Here is a 1,896-nt window from a genome sequence, read left to right on the forward strand (position 1 = left end):
CACACATCCCGCAGCATAAATTCGTAAAATAATGAATTAACCTCAAGAAGATCAGTTGCGGTAACAACCCAAGAGAAAGATCACATAAAAATAAGAAAAAGATCAAAGCCGGCAGTCTTGAATTGGGTTAGTCTATTGCCCAAAAGTCCATTTGGAATAAGAGATGATTGATAGCAATAGCGTGAGTTCAGAACAGCTGGGGCATTTAGGCCTTGTTGCAGCGACAATAAGAGAGTTAGGTCTAATAGAACGTATAGACTCTCGTATAACACTTGATGAAAAAAAAGGCGGTATCGTTAGCCACGGTCGTAGGGTAGCGGCGATGGTATTAAATGGTCTAGGTTTTATGAACAGTCGTCTGTATATGACCCCGCATTTTTTTGAAGACAAACCTGTTGCCCACTTGCTTGGGGCTGAAATAGAAGCGGAGCATCTAAATGATGATAGTCTGGGTCGATGTTTGGATAAAATAGCCACCTACGGAGTGACTAAACTGTATTCTGAATTAGCCTTTGAAATAGCATTAGAAAAGAATCTGTTAAGCCAACGTCTTCATTTAGATAGCACGAGCTTTGTTCTTTATGGCCGTTATGACAAAGAAGGAGATTGTTCTGATGGAATTGCAATGCCTGCATATGGCTATTCCAAAGCCAATAGACCTGATTTAAAACAGGTGATGCTCTCTTTAGTTCAAGGTGGTGCGGCCAATATTCCTTTATGGATGGAGCCCTTGGATGGAAACAGTAGTGATAAGGCTAGTTTTCAAAAAACAGTCCGAAAAATACAGGCTTTTGCATCAAGCTTGGATGGGATGCCAGAAGGCTTATGCTTTGTGGTTGATGCCGCCTTTTATGTGCCTGAGCGCTTAGCAGAGCTTAACAATGTGTTTTGGATATCCCGTGTTCCCGCTCAATTGAAAGAAGCAAAAGCGTTGCTGAATCAACCAATGCATGAACTGGTTTGGGAGGCATTTGACACCAATTACCGTGGTAGTACCTATGAAACGACTGTTTATGGCCTCACTCAACGCTGGGTTCTGATTGAGTCCCAGCATGCCGCGCATCGAGAACTTAAAACATTTGAACGTCAATTGGATAAAAAAGCTCAAGAGCTCATCAAAACCTTATGGCATTTAGGTAACCAGGTTTTTCAGTGTCAATCCGATGCTGAAAAAGCAGTTAAATCTGTAATAAAATCCCTCAAATATCACCAGATTCATTATGACATTCTGCCTGTAGAAAGCCATTCGGGCAAAGGCCGGCCAAAAGCAGACGCTCAAAAAGTAATAACGGGTTATCAAATACAAGCCTGCCTTGCTACACATCTTCATGCAGTACGGGCTAAAAAAGAGACCTTAGGTCGTTTTATTTTAGCAACCAACCAATGCGATTACAGCGTATTAGGTAGCCATGCCGTCTTAAAGCAATATAAAGAGCAAAGCGTTGTGGAATCAGGTTTTAAATTCATAAAAAAAGACGCCTTTGAACTCGATTCTTTCTTCCTCAAAACACCAGAAAGAATTTCAGCACTTATGATGATAATGACGCTCTGTTTGATGGTATACAACTTTGCTCAAGCTCATCTTAGGGAATGTCTAAAAGAAAGTGAGGATACGCTCCCAAACCAAGTAGGCAAGCAAGTTAAAACACCTACTATGAGCTGGGTATTTGAGCTTATGAGCACTATTGCCGTTGTGACCATTACTAACAACTATCATAAGCAACGTATTGTGACCAATATCAAACCAGTTCATCGACAAATTATTGCCTATTTTGGAATTCATGCTCAGAGTATCTATGGAATGACGGGGCCTGAGATAGTGCCTAAGACTAAATATTGGTGTAAGCAGAAAAAACTTAATTGCCAAAAACTTTTAAATTAGGTGCGGAATGTAGG

1 protein-coding gene is annotated in these 1,896 nt (G+C 40.7%); it reads left to right on the forward strand.

The genetic code is table 11. From position 1 onward, the window contains the following. The first annotated feature begins 163 nt into the window (after positions 1-163). Positions 164-1,882, forward strand: a complete 1,719-nt coding sequence (locus ACQY7T_RS10925) for an IS1634 family transposase (protein ID WP_428413340.1) — start codon at positions 164-166, stop codon at positions 1,880-1,882. The last annotated feature ends 14 nt before the right edge of the window (positions 1,883-1,896 follow it).

Origin of the sequence: Legionella sp. (genome assembly GCF_965140895.1) — a bacterium.
In the GTDB taxonomy this organism is placed as follows: domain Bacteria; phylum Pseudomonadota; class Gammaproteobacteria; order Legionellales; family Legionellaceae; genus Legionella.

Bases quoted from the DNA above. Each gene is read 5' to 3' on its own strand.
- ACQY7T_RS10925 (WP_428413340.1), top strand. From the start codon at position 164: ATGATTGATAGCAATAGCGTGAGTTCAGAACAGCTGGGGCATTTAGGC.